This is a genomic window from Pseudomonas fungipugnans, assembly GCF_029955235.1.
GTDB lineage: Bacteria > Pseudomonadota > Gammaproteobacteria > Pseudomonadales > Pseudomonadaceae > Aquipseudomonas > Aquipseudomonas fungipugnans.
Map to the genome: position 1 here is coordinate 1,672,700 of NZ_JARBWL010000002.1, position 24,516 is coordinate 1,697,215.

General features: G+C 60.5%; 20 protein-coding genes and 2 tRNA genes. 4 read left to right on the forward strand and 18 right to left on the reverse strand.

Annotation, left to right across the window (positions count from 1 at the left end; all coding sequences use genetic code 11):
- Positions 1–169: 169 nt before the first annotated feature.
- The 4 genes from POF45_RS22550 to POF45_RS22565 all read right to left on the reverse strand — a co-directional run bounded on the left by POF45_RS22550 (position 170) and on the right by POF45_RS22565 (position 4,762).
- Positions 170–1,471: a virulence factor family protein gene (locus tag POF45_RS22550; protein WP_259500070.1), complete on the reverse strand. Its 1,302-nt coding sequence runs from the start codon at positions 1,469–1,471 to the stop codon at positions 170–172.
- Positions 1,471–4,113, reverse strand: a complete 2,643-nt coding sequence (gene mprF / locus POF45_RS22555) for a bifunctional lysylphosphatidylglycerol flippase/synthetase MprF (protein WP_282316806.1) — start codon at positions 4,111–4,113, stop codon at positions 1,471–1,473. The genes POF45_RS22550 and mprF overlap by 1 nt, the downstream gene beginning before the upstream one ends.
- Before the next feature lie 273 nt (positions 4,114–4,386).
- Positions 4,387–4,463: transfer RNA gene (locus POF45_RS22560), tRNA-Met, on the reverse strand.
- A gap of 222 nt (positions 4,464–4,685) precedes the next feature.
- Positions 4,686–4,762: transfer RNA gene (locus tag POF45_RS22565), tRNA-Met, on the reverse strand.
- A 301-nt stretch (positions 4,763–5,063) separates the two neighbouring features.
- On the opposite strand from POF45_RS22565, the gene dinB reads away from it, so the two are divergent.
- Positions 5,064–6,125, forward strand: a complete 1,062-nt coding sequence (dinB, locus tag POF45_RS22570; protein ID WP_259500075.1) for a DNA polymerase IV — start codon at positions 5,064–5,066, stop codon at positions 6,123–6,125.
- Between the two features lie 114 nt (positions 6,126–6,239).
- Here the strand turns inward: dinB and POF45_RS22575 are convergent, their stop codons facing one another.
- The 4 genes from POF45_RS22575 to POF45_RS22590 all read right to left on the reverse strand — a co-directional run bounded on the left by POF45_RS22575 (position 6,240) and on the right by POF45_RS22590 (position 11,026).
- On the reverse strand, positions 6,240–7,193 hold the full coding sequence (locus POF45_RS22575) for a hypothetical protein (protein ID WP_282316807.1): 954 nt from the start codon (positions 7,191–7,193) through the stop codon (positions 6,240–6,242).
- A 17-nt stretch (positions 7,194–7,210) separates the two neighbouring features.
- Entirely contained in the window at positions 7,211–8,926 is a 1,716-nt protein-coding gene (locus tag POF45_RS22580) for a proline--tRNA ligase (protein ID WP_259500078.1), read from the reverse strand.
- Between the two features lie 130 nt (positions 8,927–9,056).
- Complete coding sequence (locus POF45_RS22585) at positions 9,057–10,628, reverse strand: AmpG family muropeptide MFS transporter (protein ID WP_259500080.1); 1,572 nt, start codon at positions 10,626–10,628, stop codon at positions 9,057–9,059.
- 44 nt (positions 10,629–10,672) lie between these two features.
- Positions 10,673–11,026, reverse strand: a complete 354-nt coding sequence (locus POF45_RS22590; protein ID WP_259500082.1) for an MGMT family protein — start codon at positions 11,024–11,026, stop codon at positions 10,673–10,675.
- 165 nt (positions 11,027–11,191) lie between these two features.
- Here POF45_RS22590 and POF45_RS22595 point away from each other — a divergent pair, with 165 nt between their 5' ends.
- Positions 11,192–12,199, forward strand: coding sequence for a DUF481 domain-containing protein (locus POF45_RS22595; RefSeq protein ID WP_259500085.1), 1,008 nt, complete (start codon positions 11,192–11,194; stop codon positions 12,197–12,199).
- 166 nt (positions 12,200–12,365) lie between these two features.
- Here the strand turns inward: POF45_RS22595 and POF45_RS22600 are convergent, their stop codons facing one another.
- Positions 12,366–12,575: a cold-shock protein gene (locus tag POF45_RS22600; RefSeq protein WP_002554837.1), complete on the reverse strand. Its 210-nt coding sequence runs from the start codon at positions 12,573–12,575 to the stop codon at positions 12,366–12,368.
- Positions 12,576–12,929: 354 nt separating this feature from the next.
- Between POF45_RS22600 and dcd the strand changes: the two genes are divergently transcribed.
- Positions 12,930–13,496, forward strand: a complete 567-nt coding sequence (dcd, locus tag POF45_RS22605; protein WP_253419367.1) for a dCTP deaminase — start codon at positions 12,930–12,932, stop codon at positions 13,494–13,496.
- Between the two features lie 106 nt (positions 13,497–13,602).
- Positions 13,603–13,812 (forward strand): hypothetical protein, encoded by a 210-nt coding sequence (locus tag POF45_RS22610; protein ID WP_259500089.1) that lies wholly within the window; start codon positions 13,603–13,605, stop codon positions 13,810–13,812.
- Positions 13,813–13,861: 49 nt separating this feature from the next.
- Here POF45_RS22610 and pdeM read toward each other — a convergent pair whose 3' ends face one another.
- From pdeM to POF45_RS22655, 9 genes are all read right to left on the reverse strand, one after another.
- Positions 13,862–14,518 carry a ligase-associated DNA damage response endonuclease PdeM gene (pdeM, locus tag POF45_RS22615; protein ID WP_282316808.1) on the reverse strand — a complete coding sequence of 219 codons (657 nt, stop codon included), beginning with the start codon at positions 14,516–14,518 and terminating at the stop codon, positions 13,862–13,864.
- Entirely contained in the window at positions 14,518–17,004 is a 2,487-nt protein-coding gene (locus POF45_RS22620; protein WP_282316809.1) for a ligase-associated DNA damage response DEXH box helicase, read from the reverse strand. The genes pdeM and POF45_RS22620 overlap by 1 nt, the downstream gene beginning before the upstream one ends.
- 240 nt (positions 17,005–17,244) lie before the next feature.
- Complete coding sequence (locus POF45_RS22625; protein WP_259500094.1) at positions 17,245–18,009, reverse strand: ABC transporter ATP-binding protein; 765 nt, start codon at positions 18,007–18,009, stop codon at positions 17,245–17,247.
- Positions 18,010–18,022: 13 nt separating this feature from the next.
- Positions 18,023–19,141 (reverse strand): succinylglutamate desuccinylase/aspartoacylase family protein, encoded by a 1,119-nt coding sequence (locus POF45_RS22630; protein WP_282316810.1) that lies wholly within the window; start codon positions 19,139–19,141, stop codon positions 18,023–18,025.
- A 10-nt stretch (positions 19,142–19,151) separates the two neighbouring features.
- A complete protein-coding gene (locus POF45_RS22635) occupies positions 19,152–19,862 on the reverse strand; it encodes an ABC transporter permease (RefSeq protein WP_259500098.1) in 711 nt (236 codons plus the stop codon).
- Positions 19,859–20,587: an ABC transporter permease gene (locus tag POF45_RS22640; protein WP_259500100.1), complete on the reverse strand. Its 729-nt coding sequence runs from the start codon at positions 20,585–20,587 to the stop codon at positions 19,859–19,861. Before POF45_RS22640 ends, POF45_RS22635 begins: the two co-directional genes overlap by 4 nt.
- 56 nt (positions 20,588–20,643) lie before the next feature.
- Positions 20,644–21,426 carry a transporter substrate-binding domain-containing protein gene (locus POF45_RS22645; protein ID WP_259500103.1) on the reverse strand — a complete coding sequence of 261 codons (783 nt, stop codon included), beginning with the start codon at positions 21,424–21,426 and terminating at the stop codon, positions 20,644–20,646.
- 309 nt (positions 21,427–21,735) lie between these two features.
- The gene (locus POF45_RS22650) at positions 21,736–23,424 is read right to left on the reverse strand and encodes an ATP-dependent DNA ligase (protein WP_282316811.1); all 1,689 of its coding nucleotides are present in this window, start codon (positions 23,422–23,424) and stop codon (positions 21,736–21,738) included.
- Positions 23,421–24,455 carry a ligase-associated DNA damage response exonuclease gene (locus POF45_RS22655; protein WP_282316812.1) on the reverse strand — a complete coding sequence of 345 codons (1,035 nt, stop codon included), beginning with the start codon at positions 24,453–24,455 and terminating at the stop codon, positions 23,421–23,423. Before POF45_RS22655 ends, POF45_RS22650 begins: the two co-directional genes overlap by 4 nt.
- Between the last annotated feature and the right edge of the window lie 61 nt (positions 24,456–24,516).

Here is a 24,516-nt window from a genome sequence, read left to right on the forward strand (position 1 = left end):
TGGTAGCGGGGGCTTTTTTTGTGTCTGGGGTGTCTTGCTTCAATGCAGTGAAGACCCTTTGTGGGAGCGAGCGGGCTCGCTCCCACAAAGGGTCTATGTATGTTCCCAGAGCGTAAAAAGCCCCCGCAACCTACAGGCTGCGGGGGCTTTTTGTCATGCGTGGCTCAGATCATTCCTGTGCCGTTGCATCATCCTGCGCCTGGCGCTTCTTGATGATGTCTACCAGGCGCTGTGCCAGCGCCGGGTAGTTCTCGTCGAAGTGGTGGCCGCCAGGCAGTTTCACGGCTTCGCCAACGGCGGTCTTGTCGGTGCAACCACTCTCGTCGACTTCTTCCGCGCCGTAGATGCACACCACTTTCGCCGGTGGCAGCTTGGCCATTTCCGGGCCGGTGGCGGCTTCTTTGCCGGCGTTGCCGAGCCAGCCTTCGACTTCGATTTCGAAGCTGCCGGTGCGGGCGAAGGCCAGCAGGATGATTGCATCGACCCGTTGCTGCTCGGATTCGGCTAGGCGGTTGTAGATCGCTGGCAGAACGTCGGCACCGAACGAGTAGCCGGTCAGAATGAAGCGCTTGGTGCCCCATTTCTGGCGGTAGTGCTGCATCAGTTCGGCCAGGTCCAGGGCGCTTTGCTCTGGGCTCTTGTGCTGCCAGTAGTAGCGCAGGGTGTCGATGCCGACCACCGGATAGCCGATCTTGGCCATCTCGCCCGCGACGTCGCGGTCCAGGTCGCGCCAGCCGCCGTCACCGGAAAGAAACAGGGTGACAGTGTCCTTCGCCTGACCCGCCGGCACTTCAACCACCGGGATTTGCAGACCGCCGTTGCCCTTGTCGGCACCCACGAGGATCTTGCGCAGCTCGTTATTCAGCACTTGCGGCAAGTTGATGTCGTAGTCGCTGATGCTGGTTTCGGCGTTCGGTTGATCGCGCACAAACCCGGCACTGGTATCGTCCGGGTTGTCGTTCCAGGCTACCAGCCAATGGCCGTGTGCCGCTTTCTTCGGCAGCAGTTTGGTGGTGCAGGTGGCTTTTTCCAGCGCCAGGTCCACCGAAATGGCCTGTGCCTTGTCGTCCTTCTGCTCCGCCAGCCAGCGCCAGGCCAGCACGGCACCTGGGCCGATACCGCTGACCAGGGTTGCCGGGGCGTGGAGTTCTCGCTCGGCCGCTTGCATGGCGCGGTCTTGCAGCAGGCAGTCCTTGGGCAGAATCACCTGAACGATATGCGCCGAAGCGCTACGGCTCAGCGCTTTCAGTTGCTGGTCGTTGAGCTTTTGTTCGTCGGTGACGGCCACGATCACCTGGGCTTTCGCCTGGGTGCCGGGTGTCACTCGAGTCAGCGCGACGCCGTCGGCCGGCGTCAACTGTTCGAGGGTCGGTTCCGGTGCCGGGCGTTTCAGGTACCAGTAACCGCCACCGAGAATCAGGGCCAGCACTACCAGAGTGGCCAGTACGTACCGCAGGGAGCGTTGAATCATCAGCGTTTCACCAATCCAGTCAAGCCGCCCGCAATCAGGGCAGCAGTATCGGCCAGGGCTACCAGCGGATCGAGTCCTGCTGGCACGGCCATATAACGGGGTTCCCAGTCAGGCTGGAACTTGTCTTTGAAGCGGCGCAAGCCTTGGAAATTGTAGAGCTGCTCACCACGGCGGAAGACCATCGAGCCCAGGCGCTGGGTCAGTGGTGCGCCACGACGGGGTTGCAACCCCGACAACGGCACCATGCCCAGGCTGAAACGCGCGTATCCATGATTTTTATAATGTTGAATCAGGCCGACCATCATGAACTCCATGGTCAGCTTCGGAGCGTCCGGGTGGGCGCGCATCAGGTCGAGGCTGGCCAGATCATGGCCATAAGTCTCGAGCAGGTTGGCGAACGCGACCGGACGCCCTTCGAAATGAATCACCGCGACGCGGAAATGCTTGATGTAGTCGTCGCTGAAGCGGCCCAGCGAGAAGCCTTTCTCGCGCACGTTCTTGCCGGTCAGCCAGGCATCGGAAATCACCCTGAGCTCGTCCATCGGCGCGTGCCCCGGTTCGTAGATCTCCAGTGACAGGCCGTCACGGCTGCCACGGTTCCAGGTGTAGCGCAGGTCTTTCATCTCTTTGCCTTTGGCTTCGAGATCAAAGCGATGCAGATCGACTCGGGCTTCTTCGCCCAGCTTGATCGCGGTCAGGCCGATGTCCATGTAGTACGGCAGGTTCTCGGCGCGCACCTGATAGAACACAGGACGAGCGTGGTGAAGATCGCACAGGTCGCGAAACTGCCAGATCATTTCCGCCCGTTGCTGGGTGGGGCCGATCGGGTCGTACAGCGCCACCAGGCTGCGGCCACGGCGGGCGTACATCAGAAACGCCTCGTCGTTGGGGTGAAACAGCAACGCCTTGTCACCGGTCAGCGCGAGGCCGCCGTCGGGCTGGGAGGAGGCCATGAGGATTTTCACGGCGCGATCCAGTTCGTCGGGAGTCGGCAGATGGATGATCGGGCGCGCGGTACGCAGCAGCCAGGTCAGGGACACCACCACCAACAGCACAGCGGCGCCGAGCAGCGAGCGCAGGCCCCGGGGTGCGTCTGCGTCGAGGGTGAACTGCCACCACAGTTGATGGCTGTAGGGGACGTCCTGATAGGCAAACAACAGCAGCCACATCGAGGCACCGAGTACACACAGGCTCGCGACCAGGTAAAGCGGCGAGAAGGGCACCTCGGTCAGGCGGCTCGGGCGGTAGAAAGAACGACGGAAAACCCCCAGCAGGCTCGCGGTCAGGGTCATCAGGCTGGCTTCTTCCCAGTCGAAACCCTTGAGTAGCGACAGCACTGCGCCCACCAGCAACAGAATGGTGGTCAGCATCCATGCCGCCGACAAGCGGCGACGCAGGCCCTGGGCCAACAACAGGCAGAGCACGCCGACCAGGCTGGCGCCAAAGTGGGAGGCGTCTACCAGGCGGTGCGGGATCAGAAAGCCGATGTGTTCCAGGCGGGTGTCGATTTCTGGCGTGGCACCGGAAAACAGCAGTACCACGCCCGACAGGAACACCAGCAGCGACAGAATCGGTGCAGCGAGACCGGACGCAGCACGCAGTGACTGCCGGGACTGGAACAGGCGCTGGCCTTCGTTGATCAGCAGGAATACGCACGCGACCAACAGCGGCAGCACCACATAGATCAGGCGATACAGCAGCAGCGCGGCGGCCAGTGGTGCGGCACCGAGCTTGTCGGCGAAGGCGGCCAGCAGAATCGCTTCGAACACCCCGACACCGCCGGGCACATGACTGAGCACGCCGGCGGCCAGTGCCAGCAGGTACACCAGCAGGAACGCGCCAAAGGGCGGAGCTTCGGGCAGCAACAGATAAAGCACGGTTGCGGCAGCGGCTACGTCCAGGGCGGTGATGAGCAGTTGCAGGAAAGTCAGGCGACGGCCGGGCAGGCGCAGGGTGCGGCGTCCGGCCTTGACCAGCAGGTTGTCCGGGTAAGGCTGTTCCGGCAGGCGACGGCGATAGATGCCGATCACCAATACCGACATCAGCAACAACACGCCGGCGGCAACCAGGCCCAGCAAGGTTTCGGAGAGCCCCAGGGCGGCGGAGGCGGCAGGCAGGTTGCTCAGGGTCGCCAGAGCGGCCAGAGGGGGCAGGGCGCAACCGAGCGAGAGGCTGGCGAACAACGTCATGTGGGCGACGTCGGAGGCCCCCAGGCCATGGCGTGCATATAAACGGTAGCGGACGGAGCCGCCCGACAGCATCGACAGGCCAATGGCATTGCCGATGGCAAAAGCGGTGAACCCGCCCAGGGCCATTGTTCGCGGCGCCAGTGTTACGCCGGCATAGCGGCTGGCGGACCATTCATAGCCCAGCAGGATAATGAAGCCGACGACGGTGGCGGCCAGTGCGCCGAGCAGGGCCGGTTTCGGAACTTCCAGAATCGAATCATGAAGCGCATACAGATCGAGTTCGCTCAACAGGTGGCGACAGGCAATCAGCGCGATAGCGAACAACAGCAAGGTAACCGCCAGGCCAATCGGCTGACGGTATTTGCTGACCAGATCAAGCAGGCGCAAACGCTCGGGCTTGATAGGGTGGGTCGCTGTGACGGTGTCTTGTGGATCAGACGAATTGGCGCGCATCAATCACCTCTTGGATTGTGCGCGACAGGATGGAGGTATCGAGCCAAGTTACCAATCCCTGTAGAAAAATAATCACGAATATTAACGCCCTCACCGGTTTTCGGCGATGACACGTCATCGATTGTAAAGGGTCTGCCCGCGACTCAGCATAGTCTGATCTCAGAGCCCGGTTATCCCGAACGGTTCAATACACAGTGACAGATCATTGTTGCGAAAGGACTTTTTCAGCAGATACAAAAAAGGCCACTCTTTCGAGCAGCCTTTTTTGATGTTTGGTTGCGGGAGCCGGATTTGAACCGACGACCTTCGGGTTATGAGCCCGACGAGCTACCAGACTGCTCCATCCCGCGTCTGTGTGGCGGCATTCTACAGGCGAACGGCGGGGTGTCAACCGTTAATCCAGATATAGGTCAAATAAGCGTAAATGAGTGGCAAGCGGTCGTCCTCGTCATCTTAAGTTTCGGAATCGGAACGCTTTCTCTATCCAGGCGTGTGCCGGCTGGATAGGGGTCTTTCTACAAAAAAGGCGCGCACAAAAAAGGCCACTCTTTCGAGTAGCCTTTTTTGATGTTTGGTTGCGGGAGCCGGATTTGAACCGACGACCTTCGGGTTATGAGCCCGACGAGCTACCAGACTGCTCCATCCCGCGTCTGTGTGTCGGCATTCTACAGCGGATCGCAGGGGTGTCAACCATCAATCCACAAAAAATCTGTTCCTGTTCAATCGCTTAGCTGTTTCAGGGGGTGGGCTGAAGCGCTGAAAGGCTTGTGCAGCAAGGCTTTCAGCTCTATCAGGCGATGCTTTTCGATTGAGAAAATAAATTCATCAGCGGCATTTCCTACGCTAGATGAAGAACATTCAGACTACTGGTGCTATATACAGGTGTCGGTGAGATACTGCTGATCCTGCTGACTTATCCTTCATTTAACTGTCATGAACGCCGCTTTTATATGACCCAGCGAAAAATCATCCACGTTGACTGTGACTGCTTCTACGCCGCCATCGAGATGCGTGACGACCCGCGTCTGGCAGGCAAGCCGCTGGCAGTGGGTGGGTCGGCGGACAGGCGCGGGGTGATTGCGACCTGTAATTATGAAGCGCGGGCTTTTGGTGTGCGGTCAGCGATGTCTTCGGGGCATGCCCTGAAGCTTTGCCCGGACCTGACCATCGTCAAGCCGCGCATGGATGCCTATAGAGAGGCGTCGAAGGAAATTCATACGATCTTCAGCGATTACACCGACCTGATCGAGCCGCTTTCTCTCGACGAGGCCTATCTGGATGTGTCGGATAGCCCGCATTTTGGCGGCAGCGCTACGCGCATTGCCCAGGATATCCGCCGCCGGGTTTCCAATCAGTTGCACATCACCGTTTCGGCGGGCGTGGCGCCCAACAAGTTTCTGGCCAAGATCGCCAGTGACTGGAAAAAGCCCAACGGTCTGTTTGTCATCACGCCGGACCAGGTCGAGGACTTTGTCAGTGGCTTGCCGGTGAGCAAGCTGCATGGCGTGGGCAAGGTGACCGCTGACAAGCTGGGCAAGCTGGGGATTGTCGACTGTTCGCAGTTGCGCGAATGGAACAAATTGGCGCTGGTGCGCGAATTTGGCAGCTTTGGCGAGCGACTCTGGAGCTTGGCGCGTGGGATTGATGATCGCCTGGTGCACAACGACAGCCGTCGGCAATCAATCAGCGTGGAAAATACCTACGATGTGGATTTGCCGGATCTGGTGAGTTGCCTGGACAAACTGCCGGAACTGCTGGAAACCCTTGCCGGACGAATGGCGCGGATCGACAGCAGCTATCGCCCGGGCAAGCCGTTCGTCAAAGTGAAATTCCATGACTTTACCCAGACGACGCTGGAGCAGGCCGGAGCAGGGCGGGATCTAGGCAGTTATCAGTTGTTGCTGACCCAGGCGTTCAATCGCGGCGGTAAGCCGGTGCGGTTGTTGGGGGTGGGGGTGCGGCTGGAGGATTTGCGGGGCGGGTTTGAGCAGATGGAGTTGTTTGAGCGGTAATGTCTGGCTTGGGTGTGGTGGTGAATATCAAGCCGCCTTCGCGAGCAGGCTCGCTCCCACATTTGGAACGCATGAGCCTGTGGGAGCGAGCCTGCTCGCGAAGCTTGTAGAGCTCTAGTTCACCCCAGGATCCGCCACCAGTCGCCCGGCATCCCTGGTCAGTGATTTCAGGAATTCGGCCTGCAGCTCAGGATCATTGCGAGTCAGCTCGATCAGGCTTTGCTCCAGCTCGCTGGCTTCTTCTTCCAGACCCAGTTCCGACAGGCGTTTGACCCGGTGGACCCACTGGCTCACTTCATCGTCTTCGAGGTCGTCGTAAATCAGCGCGTGGGCCTCAAGCAGTTTGCCGCGCAAGCTGTTGCTGATGGCCAGGGTCGAATCCGTGTGCACATCGTCCTGGGCATCTTCGACGGTGATTTGCAGGTTGCTCAGATGATTGAGGTCATGTTCGGCAAACGGGCTGTCCAGCAGGTTCAGGCGCAGCACGCCGTTCTTGTCGGTGCTCATTTCGAACGTGTTCTTGCCGGCCTTGACCTGCACCGGGCGCTCGCTCCATGGCAGGCTCGAATACTCCGTGCGTTTATCACGCTGGACTTCATCGATGCTCGCCAGGTTTTGCTGGGCGCGACCATGAGACTGCACGTTCATGAACGGGTTGACCCCGGCAAAGCCGTAGCTGAGCCAGTCCTTGGTCACGCTGTCTGGCAGCGTGCCGAACGCAAACACATTGACCACGTTCGCTCCGATACCGGCCACGATGGCCACCGCACCCAGCGGGATCTCATAGATCTCCCGCCAAGGCTGGTAAGGCGTGTAGCGATCGTAGTTGCGCGTGACTTCGAATTCGGTCACTTCGAAGGTCTTCTGCTCGTGGATGCGCACCCGACGTTGCGGCAATTCAAGCGCCTTCGGTTCGCCGACATCGATCTGCAGGCTGTGGTCGAGCAATTTCCGCTCGACCCGCTCCTCGTGCTCGCTGCGTTGTGACATCTGATTGGCACAGCCGCTGACCAGCAGGGCGCCGCACAGGGCGGCACCACCGAGGCCTAAGGTGTTTCGCTTGAACATGACTTCTCTATCTGGTGTCAGCGGCGGATACGGGCCTGAAGGAAAGACAATACGTCAGCAACCGGCAGCGCTTGCGCTTCGGCTTCAGTACGGCTCTTGTATTCCAGGTTGCCTTCGGCGAGGCCGCGGTCACTGACCACGATCCGGTGAGGAATGCCGATCAGCTCCATGTCCGCGAACTTGATGCCGGGGCTGGTTTTCTTGTCGCGGTCGTCCAGCAGTACTTCGAAACCGGCGGCGGTCAGTTGCGCATACAGCTTGTCGGTAGCTTCGCGAACCAGATCGGTTTCATAGCGCAATGGGACCAGGGCGATCTGGAACGGCGCCAGTGTGTCGCTCCAGATGATGCCTTTGTCGTCGTTGTTCTGCTCGATGGCCGCAGCCACCACGCGGGATACGCCAATGCCGTAGCAACCCATTTCCAGGGTCACCGGCTTGCCGTTCTCGCCCAGCACTTCGCACTTCATCGCCTTGCTGTACTTGTTGCCCAGCTGGAAGATGTGCCCGACTTCGATGCCGCGCTTGATTTCCAGGGTGCCCTGGCCATCAGGGCTTGGGTCGCCGGCCACGACATTGCGCAGGTCGGCCACGGCTGGAACCGGCAGGTCACGCTCCCAGTTCACGCCAAAGTAGTGCTTGTCGTCGATGTTGGCACCGATACCGAAGTCGCTCATCAGCTCGACCGAGCGATCGATGATGATCGGCAGTGGCAGGTTCAGCGGGCCGAGGGAGCCGGCACCGGCGCCAATGGCGTCGCGCAGCTCGGATTCCGACGCCATGACCAGCGGGCTGGCAACGCCAGGCTGGTTGGCGGCCTTGATTTCGTTCAGTTCGTGGTCGCCACGGATGATCAGGGCAATCAGCTTGCCTGCTTCTTCAGCGTGAACCACGAGGGTCTTGATGGTCTTTTCGATCGGCAGGTCGAAGCCTTCGACCAGTTGCGCGATGGTCTTGGCGTTCGGCGTGTCGACCAGGCGCAGCTCTTCGCTTGGTGCGGCGCGGGACGTTTCCCGTGGCACGGCTTCGGCTTTCTCGATGTTCGCGGCGTAGTCGGAGCCGTTGCTGAATACGATGTCGTCTTCGCCGGACTCGGCCAGCACGTGGAATTCGTGGGAGCCGGCACCGCCGATGGAGCCGTTGTCGGCTTCAACAGGGCGGAACTTCAGGCCCAGACGGGTGAACACGTTGCAGTACGCCTGGTGCATGCGGTCGTAGGTGAGCTGCAGCGATGGCTGGTCCGCGTGGAAGGAGTAGGCGTCCTTCATGATGAATTCGCGGCCGCGCATCAAGCCGAAGCGTGGACGGATTTCGTCACGGAACTTGGTCTGGATCTGATACAGGTTGATCGGCAGCTGTTTGTAGCTGCTCAATTCGTTGCGCATCAGGTCGGTGATGACTTCTTCATGGGTCGGGCCGGCGCAGAAATCGCGGCCATGACGATCCTTGAAGCGCAGCAGCTCCGGGCCGTACTCTTCCCAGCGACCGGATTCCTGCCACAGCTCAGCCGGTTGAGTGCTCGGCATCAACACTTCAAGAGAGCCGGCGGCGTTCATTTCTTCACGAACGACGGCTTCGACCTTGCGCATGACTCGCAAGCCCATCGGTAGCCAGGTGTAGAGGCCCGAGGCGAGTTTGCGGATCATGCCGGCGCGCAACATCAGCTGGTGGCTGATGACGACCGCGTCGGAAGGCGTTTCTTTCTGTGTGGCGAGCAAAAATTGACTGGTGCGCATGGTTGGCCGTTGTCGGTTGCTGATGACGAGAAATGACGGAGCATTGTACGGGCGAGATCCGCTGGCGTACAGGCGTGTGGCCGGCGGTGAGGCAGGAAGGGCGGAAATCTCCGGCCCTTCAGGACATTTCCTACGACTCTTCCGCGACCTGGGTGGGTACCCGCTCGGGTGCCGGCTGCGGCTCGGAGTTGGGGCCGTTGCGGCGGTTTTCCTGATACCAGTGCAGGGCAATCAGCAATAGCGTCGGAACGCCAAGCAGGGCGGTGATGATGAAGAAATTATGGTAGCCGAACTTTTCCACCATGACCCCCGAGTAGCCGCCGATCAGGCGTGGCAGCAAGAGCATGATCGAGCTGAGCAGGGCGTACTGGGTGGCCGAAAACTTCAGGTTGGTCAGGCTCGACAGGTAGGCGACGAACGCCGATGTCGCCATGCCTGAGCTGAAGTTGTCCAGCGAGATGGTGACGATCAGCATCTGCAGGTTGGCGCCCATGTCGGCGAGCATCACGAACAGCAGGTTGGTGGCGGCCGAAGCCACGCCACCGATGAACAGGATCGGCAGGATGCCGAAGCGCACGATCAGCAGGCCGCCCATGCCGGCACCGATCAGGGTCATGATCAGGCCGAAGATCTTGCTGACACCGGCGATCTGATCCTTGGTGAAGCCCTGGTCGATATAGAACACGTTCGCCATGACGCCCATGACCGTATCGGACATCCGGTACGTGGCGATCAGGCCGAGCAGCAGGAACGCTTGCCAGCGGTAGCGCAGAACAAAATCGTTGACCGGGGTTAGCACCGGCGCCAGGCCTCGGCGGCCCATGGTCGAGAGGCACAAGGCGGTCAGGAGGCCGTAAAGGATGGCCCGCAGGAATGCGCGGTCTTCGAGCAGCAAGTCCAGCGGGCTCGCACCGCCGAACAACACACTGGCGAAGTCGGTGTTGTAGAGCTGCGTCCCCAGGGCCGGTACCGATACCAACAGTACGATGAGTACAAATACCGACGCCAGTTGATGCCCAAAGCTGTAGCGCCCGGCCTGCAATTGCGTGCGCAGAGGCACCGGCGGTTCGCGCATGAACAGGGTGGTCAGCAGGGCCGGGATCATCAGGGCGCCAAACAGCACATAGGTGCCGGTCCAGGCCGAGTGTTTGTAATTGAAACCGGTAGAGCCGAAGCCTTCAGCGAAGAACAGTGCACCCGCTGTTGCCAGCAGTGCCGCGACCCGATAACCGGACATATAGCTGGCTGCCAGTGCTGCCTGTCGGCTGTCGTCGGCAATTTCCAGTCGATAGGCATCCACCGCAATGTCCTGCGTCGCCGAGGCGAAGGCGACGACCACGGCAATGGCGATCAGCCAGGAAAGGTGTTTTTGCGGGTCGCAGAAGCCCATGCCGATCAAGCCGAAGATCACCAGGGTCTGGGAGAGCACCAGCCAGGAGCGGCGACGGCCAAGTTTGCCCAGCAATGGCAGGCGCCATTGGTCGAGCAGCGGGGACCACACCCATTTAAAGGCGTAGGCGAGGCCGATCAGACTGGCATAGCCAATCGTTTCGCGAGCCACACCGGCTTCGCGCAGCCAGACCGAAAGTGTCGAAAACACCAGCATATACGGCAAGCCGGCGGCGAAACCAAGGAGCAACAGCACGAGCGTCGAGGGGCTGGCATAGGCGGCGAGCGCGGCGCGCCAGGTTTTACGGGGCATGGGCTGGAGTCTGCCTCAAGAGTTACGGAAACAAAGCGCGCACTCTAACCGCTGTGCTCTACCGGGCGCCAGCCATGACGCTGAATATCAACACGATTGTTCAGGATACTGACACCTTCATCGCGCAATCGGGCGCGTTGTTCGTCCCCGGAAGCACTGCCGGCGGGCAGGCTGATCCTCCCGCCAGCGCCGAGTACGCGGTGCCAGGGCAATTTGGTATCGCCGGGTAGCTGACTCAGCGTCCGTCCCACCCAGCGGGCGGCGCGGCCCAGGCCCGCCAGCTCGGCCAGTTGCCCGTAACTCACGACTTTGCCTTGCGGTACTTGTGCAAGAGTGAGGTAGAGCGCCGTGCGTCGGATTTGCGCCGGGCTTTCGGTTTCGGTGGTCGGGTCTGTCACGTACGCAGTTCCTGAAGAAGTTCCCGTAGCTGACTTGCAGACTAGGTCCTGGATTGCCAGTTGAGTAATGAACTCAATAGAAATAGTCGGGTCAGTGCTTGCTGAAGCGTTAATCCTACGGATAATGCCGACTTTTTTTCGCAAACCAGAGCTTTCCATTCGCCTATGTTGTCCAGAACCTTGCTGTGCCTCGCTGTTGTCAGTGCGTCCACCCCCTTGCTTGCCGATACCGTCTGGTTGAAAAACGGTGACAAGTTGAGCGGCAAGATCACGGTTTTCGATGGCGGCAAACTGTTGATCCAGACCCCCTATGCGGGTGCCGTTTCCATCGACTGGAAGCAAGTCAAGACTCTGGAGAGTGATCAGGAGTTACTGGTCAAGCAGGATGCGTACAGCGGCGAGAAAGCCAAATCGTTGAAAGCGGCCGAGGATGGCAAGGTGACCCTGGCCAACGGCGAGGCACCGAAGACTGTCGAATTGGCGAGTGTCCAGCAGATACTCAAGCCCAAGCCTGTGATCGAGGATCTGGTGTGGAAGGGTAATGTCGATCTGGCGCTCGACTATCAGCGTGCGGAAAGGGACACCGACGACTACGACATCGGTTTCAAAACCTCGGCACGTCATGGCCAATGGCGACACACCGCGCAAGGCGAGTACAACCGTGAGTTCCAGGATGACGTGGTCACCACCGACAACTGGCGCGCCGAATATTCCCTCGACCGTTTCCTGACCGAACATTGGTTCTGGCAGGGGCGCCTGAGCTACAAGCGCGACCATGTCGAAGATCTGTCTCGTCAGCGTGTAGTCGGTACGGGTCCGGGTTATCAGTTCTGGGACGATGAGCTGGGCGCGTTCTCTCTCGGCTCTCTGCTCAACCGCACCGATTACGAATACCGGGATGGCGGCAAGGACAACTTCTATTCCGTGGCCATGAAGTGGAGCTACAACCGCTACCTGATTGGCAAGCGCGTCGAATTCTTCACCAATGGCGAGGTAGGTAAGCCGCTGTCGGACGTGGCCAATTTCTCCCTCGATTCCGAGGTGGGCCTGCGCTACAAGGTGACGGACTGGGCTTCGCTCAATCTCAAGGCCGAGCGCGACATCATCAGCGGGACCAAGGATGCCGATTTGAACAAGACCCGTTATACGGCAGGGTTTGGGGTGGCTTGGTAATACGCTGGAAATCAAAAGATCGCAGCCTGCGGCAACGCCTGCATTGGAATGTGAATTCCCTGTAGGTGCTGCCGCAGGCTGCGATCTTTTTTTGCGCCGCAAAAACACACAGGCACAAAAAAGCCCCGCTTTTGAGGGCGGGGCTTTTTACTAAAGCAAGTACAAGTTAGATAACTTGAACTTCTTCAGCTTGCATGCCTTTCTGACCGCGGGTAGCGATGAAAGAAACCTGTTGGCCTTCTTTCAGGCTTTTGAAGCCGTCGGATTGGATAGCTTTGAAGTGAACGAACAGGTCGTCACCGGATTGTGGAGTGATGAAGCCGAAGCCTTTTTCATCGTTGAACCACTTAACGGTACCGGTTTGGCGATTAGACATGGTGTAACTCCTTGAACAAAGATAACTGCGACGCAGGAAGAACCCTGGCCGAGACTGAGTGCAAAGAGCAGGAAAAATTCTTGTAGATGGTTGGATCGAAATTCAACATATCGTGTAGAGATTCTCAGTGACACAAGCAGCACAGTGGCGCCACCTTAACCCTTTTTCCGGAACGTGCCAATGTTTCTTGCGAAGGTTTCTCTGTTTTCGTGACTGACGGTGCATCTGATCGTCGTCACGGACCGGAAAACCGGGGGCAGAGGCGAGAATTGTACCTCGCGCTTTGAACCCGGAGCGCGCGCCTTGTAAGATGCCGGACAGATTTTTTCCACCTCGCTATTCAGGACACCCGCCATGAGCATCAAATCGGACAAGTGGATTCGCCGCATGGCGCAAGAGCACGGCATGATCGAGCCCTTTGTAGAGCGCCAGATGCGTGGCGAAGGCGCCGAGCGGCTGATTTCCTATGGTGTGTCGAGCTACGGCTACGACGTGCGTTGCGCCGATGAATTCAAGGTGTTCACCAACATCAATTCGGCGACCGTCGATCCGAAAAACTTCGATGAAAAGAGCTTCGTTGACGTCAAGAGCGACGTCTGCATCATCCCTCCTAACTCCTTCGCCCTGGCGCGTACCGTGGAATTCTTCCGCATTCCGCGCAACGTGCTGACGATTTGCCTGGGTAAAAGCACCTACGCCCGCTGCGGCATTATCGTCAACGTGACGCCGCTCGAGCCCGAGTGGGAAGGGCATGTGACCCTGGAATTCTCCAACACCACTACCTTGCCGGCGAAAATCTACGCCAACGAAGGCGTCGCACAGATGCTGTTCTTCGAATCCGATGAAGAATGCGAAGTCTCCTACAAGGACCGTGGTGGCAAGTACCAGGGCCAGCGCGGCGTCACCCTGCCACGCACCTGATCCGTTCATCTGACGGACAGCGGGAATTCTTCAGCGGGCAGACACTCTATTGGGTGTACTGCCCGGTTTGCGCAAAGCGGACCGGGCCACCGCTCAGGAGTGCTCCATGAAGATCGATCCGCGAATAACTGCCGAACTGGCAAGGCTTGAGCCCAATCAGATTGGCGTTCTCGCCTGGTCCTTGCTGGCGCATCCGCCCATCAGCATGGCCGGCGGCATCCCCGGTCAGCCGGACCCCGACACCCCCAATGAACAACCCACCGAGCCCGGTGAGCCGACCCTGCCGGACGAGCCGCCGCCGGCGCCTGTTGCCTGACAAGCGCCTGTAGCAACGCATGGCCAGTCAGCTGATGTCTGTGAAGACCTCAGCTGACTGGCCATATTTCGTTATCGCCAATGACAAAAATCCTGCTGCGGTCATCTCGTTCGACCTGAAAGCCGCCGGTAAAGGCGCCGAACGCCGGTAGCAGGCTGACGTCCAGGCCCAGCCGGAAACACGCCAGTCGCAAACTTTGCCGACCCCGGCCATTGAGTCGATAGACCGGATGCACGTGTCCTGCCAGCACATGCCGGTCCGGATGCGGCGCCGGTTCGTGCTGCAAGGCGAATGGCCCGACCAGCAACGGCTCGGGCACCACCCGGATGTTCAGCGATAAAGGCGGGTCGCCCGCGCGCTTGTCGTGGTTGCCGCGAATCAGCGTCATCGGCAGATCCGCGTGTCGCGCGCGCCACTGGGCCAAGGCGTTCAACGTGGCCGTGGCATGGGAGCCAGGCCCATGAAGAAAGTCCCCAAGAAAAATCAGTTGGCGACAGGGCAGGGCCGCCAGCAATCCGTCCAGCACGGCGATATTGCTGGCGGTGGTGCCCTGCGGCACGGGTTGGCCGAGGCTTCGATAAGCGGCGGCCTTGCCGAAATGCACATCGGCGATCAGCAAGGCTTGTTGTGCGGGCCAGTAAATGGCTTTTTCCGGCAGCAGCCACAGTGCTTCACCGGCCAGTCGCACAGGGTATGGCGTACTCATCAGGCTTTTCCTGAGTCGGCGGTTTTTTCAAGATCGCTGACCATGCGCCGGATACGGTCGGCGAGTTTTTCCGAACTCATGCTCTCGCGAAAGCGTTCCACCAGCAGCGGAAACCCCAGCGGTGTAGGACGTTTGATCTGATGCAGGTCCAGTTTCAAGCGATTGATGTGCTCCAGCGTCTGTTCCAGGCGACGAATATCCAGTTCTTCGCGCAGGACTTCTTCCCCGGCCTGAGCCAGCAGTAGATTGCCGGCGTCGTATTGTTTGAACACTTCAAAAAACAATCCGCTCGACGCTTGCACCTGGCGGGTGCTTTTCGGCGCGCCGGGATGGCCGGCGAACACCAGCCCGGCAATGCGCGCAATTTCACGAAAACGGCGCAACGCGAGTTCGCCCGCATTCAGGCTGGCGAGTACATCCGTCAACAAGTGTTCCGGGCTCAACAGTTCGGGATTCAGTTGCTGCGCCCAGTCAACAGGGGTGGCGCTGAGCAGTTCCAGCCCGTAATCGTTGACCGCGATGGAAAACGTCACTGCCTGGCGCTGGCTGACGCGCCACGCCAGCAAACTCGCCAGCCCCAGATGCACCTGACGGCCAGCGAAGGGATAGAGAAAAAGGTGCCAGCCTTCGCGCGACTTCAGCGCTTCGGCCAGCAGCGTGCTGTCGGTCGGCAAGCCGGAGTCGTGTTGTTGCACAGCCAGGAGCGGCCGCAGGGCCTGCATTTCCGGCCCCTCGAACCGGCCCTGCGCCGCTGCGCTGAAACGACTGACCACTGCACTGGCCAATTCGCTGGACAGCGGCATGCGCCCGCCATTCCAGCGTGGCACTGCGGCTTTTTTCGCGGTGCTGCGTTTGACATAGGCGGTCATGTTTTCTACCCGAACCAGCTCCAGCAGTCGGCCGCCAAAGAGGAAGCCGTCACCCGGTTTGAGCCGCGCAATAAAGCCTTCTTCGACACTGCCCAACTGTTTGCCACCACCGCCCTTGCTCCAGAACTTCAACTGGATGCTCGCGTCGCTGACGATGGTGCCGATGCTCATGCGATGCCGCCGAGCCAAACGTGCATCGGGCACACGCCACACGCCGTGTTCATCCGGTTCGACCCGGCGATAGTCCGGGTAGGCTGTCAGGGAAAGCCCGCCGTGGCGTACGAAAGCCAGCGCCCAGATCCAGTCTTCGGGTGTCAGGTCACGATAAGCCCAGGCGCCGCGTACTTCTTCGTACAACTCATCGGGCAGAAAACCGCCGCCCAGCGCCATGCTGACCAGATGCTGCACCAGCACATCCAGTGGTTTATGCGGTGACTCGCGCGGTTCGATGTGTCGCTGGGCTACCGCGTCCTGCGCGGCGGCAGCCTCGATCAACTCCAGGCTGTGGGTCGGCACCAGCGTTACCCGTGACACGCGTCCTGGCGCGTGGCCCGAGCGTCCGGCCCGTTGCATCAGCCGCGCCACGCCTTTGGCCGAGCCGATTTGCAGCACCCGCTCTACCGGCAGGAAATCCACACCCAAGTCCAGACTGGAGGTGCAGACCACCGCTTTGAGTTGGCCGTCCTTGAGCGCCCGCTCCACCCAGTCGCGGGTGTCCCGTGACAACGAGCTGTGATGCAAGGCGATCAAGCCGGCCCAGTCCGGGCGCGCCTCAAGCAGGGCCTGATACCAGATCTCCGATTGGGCGCGGGTGTTGGTGAACACCAGGCTGCCGGGGCTGGCCTCGATCTCGGCGACCACCTGCGGCAACATCTTCAGGCCGATGTGCCCGGCCCAGGGGAAACGCTCGATGACGGGCGGCAGCAGGGTGTCGACCCGCAGCGTCTTGTCGGTCTTGCCCTGCACGCTGATGCCACCGCCCTGCGGGATCAGCACCTGTTCGGCGTGAGCCTGATTGCCGATGGTGGCCGACACGCCCCAGACGATCAGTTCCGGGTTCCAGTGGCGCAGGCGGGCCAGGGCCAACTGCAGTTGCACGCCGCGTTTGTTGCCGAGCAGTTCGTGCCACTCGTCGACCACCACCATGCGCAGCGTCGCCAATGCCGTTTGCGCATCGGCGCGGGCGAGCAGCAGGGTCAGGCTTTCCGGGGTGGTGATCAGTGTTGTGGGCAGACGCCGACTCTGGCGTGCACGCTCGCTGCCGCTGGTGTCGCCGGTGCGCAGGCCGACGCTCCAGGGGATCTGCAAGTCGCCCAGCGGCGCCTCCAGCGCACGAGCGGTGTCGGCAGCCAGGGCGCGCATGGGGGTTATCCACAGGACGGTCAGCGGTTCTGCGGATGGTTTGCGCTTGCGCGATGTTTCAACTGGAGGGACAGAAGAGGCGAAGCGGTTGAGTGCGGCAAACCACACCGCATAGGTTTTTCCGGCGCCGGTGCTGGCATGCAGCAGCCCGGACTCGCCGCGCTTGACGGCCGCCCACACCTTTTTCTGAAAGTCGAACGGCTTCCAGCCGCGGGCGCAGAACCATTGTTTTGCGTAGTCGGGGGAAGTGCCCATGCCGGCCGTGTGCGCTCTGAAAGGTCTCTTTCAGTGACCACGGCAAGTGGCGACTAGTTTAATTGCCATGTTGTTTGTCGAGGCAGGCTTGCCTTGATTCCAGGAATTCAAGCGAACCAATGTGGGAGCGAGCCTGCTCGCGAAGGCGGTGTGTCAGCAAAATTTAATGCTGACTGACACGCCCCCTTCGCGAGCAGGCTCGCTCCCACACGTGTTTTGTGCAATCCGTTGTTTCGGCGGTTACTTGAGATTACCACTCAGGAACTGCTTGAGGCGTTCGCTCTTCGGATTGCCCAGCACATCTTCCGGTGCGCCTTCTTCTTCCACCAGGCCCTGGTGCAGGAACAACACCTGACTCGACACTTTACGGGCGAAGCTCATTTCGTGGGTCACCATGATCATGGTCCGGCCTTCTTCGGCCAAGCCCTGAATCACTCTCAGCACTTCACCGACCAACTCCGGATCGAGCGCCGAGGTCGGTTCGTCGAACAGCATCACTTCCGGTTCCATGGCCAACGCCCGGGCAATGGCTACCCGTTGTTGCTGGCCGCCGGAGAGAAACGCCGGGTACTGATCCGCCACTCGCGCCGCCAGGCCGACCTTGTCCAGGTAACGCCGGGCGCGGTCCTCGGCTTCCTCCTTGCTGCAACCCAGCACCCGGCGCGGGGCCATGGTGATGTTTTCCAGCACGGTCATGTGGCTCCACAGGTTGAAATGCTGGAACACCATCGCCAGGCGCGTGCGGATGCGTTGCAGTTCGTCCGGGTCGGCCACGTGCATGCCGTGCCGGTCGCTGATCATGCGGATGTTCTGGCCGTCCAGGCTCATCGCACCGTCATTGGGTTGTTCGAGAAAATTGATGCAGCGCAAAAAGGTGCTTTTACCCGAGCCGCTGGCGCCGATCAGGCTGATCACGTCGCCGGTTTTGGCCTTGAGCGAAACGCCTTTGAGCACCTGATGATCGCCATAGCTTTTATGCAGGCCTTCGATGGTCAGTTTGTACATGGGGCATGCATCCTCAAGGCGAAAGTAGGTAGCCGCTGCGATAGGCTTCGGTGCCCGCGACGTGGGCGATCACCATGCCGGCAGTGGCCATGCGCCGCAGCGAGCGGGCATACATCAGGCCGGCGGCGGTGCAATGAACAGGGGTGACGCGATCATGGATCGGGTCAATGATTTCGGCGACCAGTTGTCCGGCTTCGAGGTATTCCCCCGGCAGCGCACAGAACACCAGTAGTCCGCCTACGGGCGTTGATACTGGCTCGACGCCGGCCAGCGGCGTGGCCGGGTAGGGCAGGTCGGGCAGCGCGGCCGGTTCGCCGGCGATAGCGCCGAAGTGAATCAGGTAGTCGATCAGCGCCTGGCAGTCGAGGCTGGCCAGCGGGTGATTGACGTCGCCCTGACCGCGCAACTCGACGGTCACCGAGAAACTGCCCAGTGGAATGTTGAACTGTTCGCCGAAGCGCTCCTTCAACTGCCACCACAGCAGGGTGAAGCATTCATCGAACGACTGACCGCCGGAATCGGTGGCCAGCAGGCTGGCCTCGGCACCGATGTAGCGCGCCAGCGGCTCGACCTGCGGCCACGCCTCAGGCGTGGTGTACAGGTGCGCGACGGCTTCGAAATCGCAATGCAGGTCCAGCACCATGTCCGCATCGCAGGCCAGCCGTTGCAGGGTCAGGCGCTGGGATTGCAGTTGCGTGGCGGCGGTCTGCCGGGCCAGGGCCTGACGCAGGCTGGCGCGAATCAGTTCGAGGTTGTGCTGAGGATCATCATCCAGCCGACCTTCGATCTGATTGCCGACTTCTTCACTCAGGTCGACAAACCAGCGGTTGAAGTTCTGCCCGCTTTCCATCTCGTAGCGGCCCAGCGGCACATCCATCAATACTTGTTCGAGGCCGACCGGGTTGGCGACCGGCACCAGCACGATCTGGCTGTGCAGGCGGCCGGCAGCTTCCAGCTCGTTCAGGCGCTGCTTGAGGTGCCAGGCCACCAGCATGCCGGGCATTTCGTCGGCATGCAGGGATGACTGGATGTAGATCTTGCCTTTGGCCGTCGCGGGGCCGAAGTGAAAACTGTGGATCTGTCGTGCGGTCCCCGGCAGAGGGGCCAGCAGGTCATGAATCTGGTGGCGCATTGCAAAGTTCCTAGTGGGTCGGCCCGAGGAAGGCCAGCCATCGCCGTTCGGCGAGGCGGAACAGGCCGACCAGCGCGAAGGTCACGGTCAGGTAGATCAGTGCGGCGATGCCGAACGACTGAAAGGTCAGGAAGGTCGCCGAGTTGGCGTCCCGAGCGACTTTCAGGATGTCCGGGATGGTCGCGGTGAACGCCACGGTGGTCGAGTGCAGCATCAGAATCACTTCGTTGCTGTAATAAGGCAACGAGCGACGCAGGGCTGAAGGCATGATTACGTAGGCATACAGCTTCCAGCCTGTCAGACCATAGGCCTTGGCCGCTTCGACTTCACCGTGGTTCATGCTGCGAATCGCCCCGGCGAAAATCTCCGTGGTGTAGGCGCAGGTGTTCAGGGCAAAGGCCAGGATAGTGCAGTTCATCGCATCGCGAAAAAATGCATCCAGTACCGGTTGCGCGCGCACGGCGGCGAGGCTGTAGATGCCGGTGTAGCAGATCAGCAGCTGGATGTAGAGCGGCGTGCCGCGGAACAGGTAAGTGTAGAACTGCACCGGCCAGCGCACGTAGAAGTTCGGTGAGACCCGGGCGATGGACAGCGGGATCGACACCAGGAAGCCGATGAAGATCGAGGCGCTGAGCAGCCACATGGTCATCGCCAGGCCGGTAATGTGGTAGCCGTCGGTATAAAGGAAAGGTTTCCAGTATTCCTGCAAGAGTTCGATCATCGTACGGCCTCCCGGGAGCCGGCAGCGTAACGGCGTTCAAGCCTGCGCAGGACGAAGTTGGAAGCACTGGTAATCAGCAGGTAAATCAGCGCTGCCAGCACCAGGAAATAAAACAGTTGGTAGGTGCTCTTGCCCGCGTCCTGGGCAGCCTTGACCAGATCGGCCAGGCCGATGATCGACACCAGTGCAGTGGCCTTGAGCATCACCATCCAGTTGTTGCCGATGCCCGGCAGGGCGAAGCGCATCATTTGCGGGAACACCACAAACCGGAAGCGCTGGCCGCGTTTGAGGCCATAGGCGGTGGCGGCTTCAACCTGACCACGCGGCACGGCAAGGATCGCCCCGCGAAAAGTCTCGGTGAAGTACGCGCCGTAAATGAAGCCCAGGGTAATGACCCCGGCGCTGAACGGGTTGATCTCGATGTATTCCCATTCCATGAAATCGGTGAACGAGGTCAGCCAGGTTTGCAGGCTGTAGAAAATCAGCAGCATCAGCACCAGGTCCGGCACCCCGCGAATCAGCGTGGTGTAGAGCTGGGCCGGCACACGCAGCAGTTTGACCTTGGACAGTTTGGCAGTGGCGCCCAGCAGGCCGAGCAATACGGCCACCAACAGCGACAGCACCGATAATTTGATGGTCATCCAGGTGCCTTCCAACAGCAACGGACCGAAGCCCTTGAGGCTGAAGGCTGAGAGCCCCAGATTTTGTAAGAGGTTTTCGAACATAAATCAGCAACCTGATCGGATGAAAAAAGCGCCCATCGCGAGATGGGCGCCGGGCATTATTTGCCGCTGTACAGATTCAGATCGCCAAAGTGTTTCTTCTGAATGGTGGCGTAGGTGCCATCGTCGTGTAACGCTTTGATACCTTTATCCAGAAGTGCTTTCAGGTCTTTGTTACCTTTCGAGATACCGACAGCTGTCTTGGCTGGCAGCAGAGGATCATCAACCGGCTTGCTGACTTCGTAGTCGGCACCTTGTGGCGACTTCAAAAAGCCCAGTTCGGCTTGCAGCATGTCCTGGATCGAGGCGTCCAGACGGCCGGAGGTCAGGTCGGCATACACCTGGTCCTGGTTGGCGTAGGCCTGGGTGGTCACGCCCGCCTTGTCCAGCACGGCTTTGGCATAGGCTTCCTGGATGGTGCCTTGCTCGTAACCGACTTTTTTGCCTTTCAGCGAAGCGACGTCAGTGGTGATGCCGGAGCCTTTCTTCGACACAAAGGACGTCGGGCCGGAGAACAGCTCGCTGGAGAAGTCGATGACTTTTTCGCGGGCCTGGGTGACGGTCATCGAAGAGATCACACCGTCGAATTTATTGGCCTTGAGGCCCGGAATCATGCCGTCAAAGTCGCTTTCGACCCATTTGCACTTGACCTTCAGCTCGGCGCAGATCGCGTTGCCCAGGTCGATGTCGAAGCCCACCAGGCTGCCGTCGGCTGCTTTGGACTCGAACGGTGCATAAGAAGGGTCAACGCCAAAACGCAGCTCTTTGTATTCCTTGGCCAGCGCGGAGCCGGCGGCCATGCACAACGCCAGTGCAGAAAGGGTCAGCAATGCTTTTTTCATTATTCAATCCCTAAGAACCAAAATGAGCGCTTGTGGCGCAGAATTATTGTTACTGGAAGCGTAAGACCTAATGAAAGTAGCAATTTCCGAACCAGAGTCCCGAACAAGCGTTTTAAAAGGTGAAGAAAGATTTGGGGGGAGGGGATTTGTGCCCGAAAACGGGCGCGAAAAATTAGCTGCACCACTATGGATCGGGTTCACACAAAAACGGTGGGAGTGAGCCAGCTCGCGAAGGCGTCGTATCGGTCAATATTATTGTTGACTGGCACACCGCTTTCGCGAGCAGGCTCGCTCCCACAGGGTTTCGTGTTACCCGAGCAGGTCCTGGAGTGTCCCCAGGTTGTCCGCCTCCTCGATAGTCTTGTCCTGCCGCCAGCGCAACATCCTGGGAAACCGCACGGCAATCCCGCTCTTGTGCCGTCTGGACAGGGCAATCCCTTCAAATCCCAGCTCAAACACCAGACTCGGTTTCACGCTGCTCACCGGGCCGAACTTCTCCACCGTGGTTTTGCGCACGATGCTGTCGACCTGACGGATTTCCTCGTCACTGAGGCCCGAATACGCCTTGGCGAACGGCACCAGCGTCCGTTCGCTGGCGTGGGCCGGGCCGTCCCATACGGCGAAGGTGTAGTCGCTGTACAGGCTGGCGCGGCGGCCATGGCCACGTTGCGCGTAAATCAGCACGGCGTCGACGCTGAACGGGTCGACTTTCCATTTCCACCACACGCCCATGTCCTTGGTACGGCCGACGCCGTACAGCGCATCCCGGGCCTTGAGCATCATGCCTTCAACCCTCAGTTGCCGAGACGCTTCCCGCTGCCTGGCGAGGTCGAGCCAGTCCTCACCGACCAGAACCGGTGACAGCAACAGCGCCGGGTTGCTGCAGCTCGCGACGACCTGCTCCAATTGCGTGCGTCTTCCGCTCTGAGGTCGGCTGCGCCAGTCTTCGCCCTGCCATTCCAGCAAGTCGTAGGCGAGCAGCACCACCGGCACTTCATCGAGGATCTTGCGGTCCAGCGTCTTGCGCCCGATGCGTTGTTGCAGCAAACCGAACGGTTGCACCGCCGGTGGCGCTGACGACTGCGGATCGAAGGCGTCCTCGGTGGCCGGCCGGTCGGCTTTCCAGGCGACGATTTCGCCGTCGATCACTGTGCCGTCGGGCAAGCCATGGACCAGGCTGTCCAGCTCTGGAAAGCGCTCGCTGACCAGTTCTTCTCCCCGCGACCAGACCCATAATCGTCCATCGCGCTTGACCACTTGGGCGCGGATGCCGTCCCACTTCCATTCCACTTGCCATTGGCTGGCCGGGCCGAGCAAGGCTTCGAACTGCTCGACCGGTTGCGCCAGGGCATGGGCGAGGAAAAACGGGTACGGCTGGCCGCCCCGTTGCGCGTGTTCATCGGCGCAGGGCGCGGCGATGAGTTTCAGGTAGCTGTCGGCACCGGGGCGGTTGGACAGGTCGGTGTAGCCCACCAGCCGCTGGGCCACGCGTTTGCTGTCGAGCCCGGCCATGGCGGCGAGGGCTCGGGTCACCAGCAATTTGGACACGCCGACCCGGAAGCTGCCGGTGATCAGTTTTATGCACAGCATGACGCTGCTGCGATCCAGTTGCGCCCAGAGCGCCGGTAGGCGCTCGCCGAGAACCTCCGGCGTTGCGCCTCGCAGCGGCAGCAGTTTTTCCTCGATCCACAGAGCCAGCCCTTCGGTAGACGTGTGGGGCGATTGCGGGAGTACCAGCGAAATGGTTTCCGCCAGGTCACCGACCGCTTGATAGCTTTCTTCGAACAACCAGGCAGAGAGCCCTGAAACCTGCACCGCCAGTTCCCGCAGGACGCGCACCGGCACCAGTTGCCGAGGCCGTCCGCCGCAAAGGAAATACACCGCCCAAGCGGCGTCTTGCGGCGCGGCCTGGGCAAAGTAGTGTTGCATCGCTGCCAGTTTGGCGTTGCTGGAAGTGGTTGCATCGAGGTCGGCGTATAACGCGGCGAAGTCTTTCATGCCGGCACCTCGGCGTTCTGTTGTTCGCCAGGGGCGTGATCCTCTTCGTCGTCGCCGTACTCGGTGTTGAAGCCCTGAGCGTCGAGACCCTGTTCGCGCAGATGCCGGACCAGCACGGCGATGGAGCCGTGAGTGACCATGACCCGCTCGGCCCCGGTCTGCTCAATGGCCCAGAGCAGGCCGGGCCAGTCGGCGTGATCCGACAGCACGAAGCCCCGATCCACGCCACGCCGACGCCGGGTGCCGCGCAAACGCATCCAGCCGCTGGCAAAGCCGTCGCTGTAGTCGCCGAAGCGGCGCATCCAGCTGCTGCCGCCTGCCGAGGGCGGGGCGAGCACCAATGCCTGGCGCATCATCGGGTCGTTTTTTGGAACATCGCCCGCGTAAATCGTCGGCGGCAGGTCAATCCCGGCTTCGCGATAAACCCGGTTCAACGGTTCGACCGCGCCATGCACCAGAATAGGGCCGATGCTGGCGTCGATGCCGTGCAGGATCCGCTGGGCTTTGCCGAAGGAGTAACAGAACAACACACTGGCTTTACCGGCAGCGATATTGGCTTGCCACCACTGGTTGATCTCGGCAAATACCTGCGCCTGGGGCTGCCAGCGGTAGATGGGCAGGCCGAAGGTCGACTCGGTGATGAACGTGTTGCAACGCACCGGTTCGAACGGTGCACAGGTGCCATCTGGCTCGATCTTGTAATCCCCCGAGGCGACCCAGACTTCGCCGCCGTATTCCAGACGCACCTGAGCCGAACCGAGGACATGGCCGGCGGGATGGAAACTCAGGGTCACGCCATGATGACGCAGCGGTTCGCCATAGGGCAGGGTTTGCAGATTGATGTCCTGGCCCAGGCGCGAGCGCAAAATCCCTTCGCCGGCGCTGGCCGCCAGATAGTGTTGATTGCCGCCACGGGCATGATCGCCGTGGGCGTGGGTGATCACCGAGCGTTCGACCGGCCGCCACGGATCGATATAGAAATCTCCGGCGGGACAGTACAAGCCTTCGGGACGGGCGATAACAAGATCCATGTCGAAGCCTGAATGGAGGACTTGCTAGCTATGAGGTTTGCGCGGGGCGAGAAGTTCTACT

Bases quoted from the DNA above. Each gene is read 5' to 3' on its own strand.
- POF45_RS22625 (WP_259500094.1), bottom strand. From the start codon at position 18,009: ATGTACAAACTGACCATCGAAGGCCTGCATAAAAGCTATGGCGATCAT.
- POF45_RS22550 (WP_259500070.1), bottom strand. From the start codon at position 1,471: ATGATTCAACGCTCCCTGCGGTACGTACTGGCCACTCTGGTAGTGCTG.
- POF45_RS22620 (WP_282316809.1), bottom strand. From the start codon at position 17,004: ATGGGCACTTCCCCCGACTACGCAAAACAATGGTTCTGCGCCCGCGGC.
- POF45_RS22585 (WP_259500080.1), bottom strand. From the start codon at position 10,628: ATGCCCCGTAAAACCTGGCGCGCCGCGCTCGCCGCCTATGCCAGCCCC.
- POF45_RS22655 (WP_282316812.1), bottom strand. From the start codon at position 24,455: ATGGATCTTGTTATCGCCCGTCCCGAAGGCTTGTACTGTCCCGCCGGA.
- pdeM (WP_282316808.1), bottom strand. From the start codon at position 14,518: ATGAGTACGCCATACCCTGTGCGACTGGCCGGTGAAGCACTGTGGCTG.
- POF45_RS22645 (WP_259500103.1), bottom strand. From the start codon at position 21,426: ATGAAAAAAGCATTGCTGACCCTTTCTGCACTGGCGTTGTGCATGGCC.
- dinB (WP_259500075.1), top strand. From the start codon at position 5,064: ATGACCCAGCGAAAAATCATCCACGTTGACTGTGACTGCTTCTACGCC.
- POF45_RS22580 (WP_259500078.1), bottom strand. From the start codon at position 8,926: ATGCGCACCAGTCAATTTTTGCTCGCCACACAGAAAGAAACGCCTTCC.
- dcd (WP_253419367.1), top strand. From the start codon at position 12,930: ATGAGCATCAAATCGGACAAGTGGATTCGCCGCATGGCGCAAGAGCAC.
- POF45_RS22650 (WP_282316811.1), bottom strand. From the start codon at position 23,424: ATGAAAGACTTCGCCGCGTTATACGCCGACCTCGATGCAACCACTTCC.
- POF45_RS22575 (WP_282316807.1), bottom strand. From the start codon at position 7,193: ATGTTCAAGCGAAACACCTTAGGCCTCGGTGGTGCCGCCCTGTGCGGC.
- POF45_RS22630 (WP_282316810.1), bottom strand. From the start codon at position 19,141: ATGCGCCACCAGATTCATGACCTGCTGGCCCCTCTGCCGGGGACCGCA.
- POF45_RS22595 (WP_259500085.1), top strand. From the start codon at position 11,192: ATGTTGTCCAGAACCTTGCTGTGCCTCGCTGTTGTCAGTGCGTCCACC.
- POF45_RS22635 (WP_259500098.1), bottom strand. From the start codon at position 19,862: ATGATCGAACTCTTGCAGGAATACTGGAAACCTTTCCTTTATACCGAC.
- POF45_RS22610 (WP_259500089.1), top strand. From the start codon at position 13,603: ATGAAGATCGATCCGCGAATAACTGCCGAACTGGCAAGGCTTGAGCCC.
- mprF (WP_282316806.1), bottom strand. From the start codon at position 4,113: ATGCGCGCCAATTCGTCTGATCCACAAGACACCGTCACAGCGACCCAC.
- POF45_RS22600 (WP_002554837.1), bottom strand. From the start codon at position 12,575: ATGTCTAATCGCCAAACCGGTACCGTTAAGTGGTTCAACGATGAAAAA.
- POF45_RS22640 (WP_259500100.1), bottom strand. From the start codon at position 20,587: ATGTTCGAAAACCTCTTACAAAATCTGGGGCTCTCAGCCTTCAGCCTC.